Annotated in this window: 1 protein-coding gene; it reads right to left on the bottom strand. The window is 77.1% G+C overall.

Translation table 11 applies throughout. The annotated features are described in order from the left end of the window. The coding region (locus tag G3I71_RS49885) for a helix-turn-helix domain-containing protein (RefSeq protein ID WP_164325615.1) at positions 1-251 on the bottom strand (251 nt) is incomplete at its 3' end. Positions 252-384: the final 133 nt, after the last annotated feature.

Genomic DNA, 384 nt, shown 5'->3' with positions numbered 1-384 from the left:
CGCAGGTGGATGCGCGGGTCCCCCGTCGCGGGCGCCGCGACGAGCTCGTCCAGCGGCACGCGGTGGACGCGGGCCAGCGGCAGCAGCTGCTCCAGGGTCGGGCGCAGACGACCGTTCTCCAGGCGGGACAGCGTGCTGGCCGTGAGCCCGGTGTCCGCCGCGAGCGCGGCGAGCGTCGCGCCTCGTGCCGTGCGGAGCCGCTTGAGGCGTGGCCCGACCTCGGCGAGGAGGTCGGGCAAACCTGCGGTCATGAGGCGATGTTGCAGATCCGCACGAGCACGTGCAAGGGGGCGCCCCTGTCCCCCACGCTGTCGGCATGCCCCGCCTCCCGGCCCTCGCGCCGCCTCCGCGACGCCCCGCGCCGCTCGACCTCCGTGCGGGCCG

It is taken from the genome of Streptomyces sp. SID12501 (genome assembly GCF_010550245.1).
GTDB lineage: Bacteria > Actinomycetota > Actinomycetes > Streptomycetales > Streptomycetaceae > Streptomyces.
This window is presented reverse-complemented; position numbering and strand designations above follow the sequence as displayed.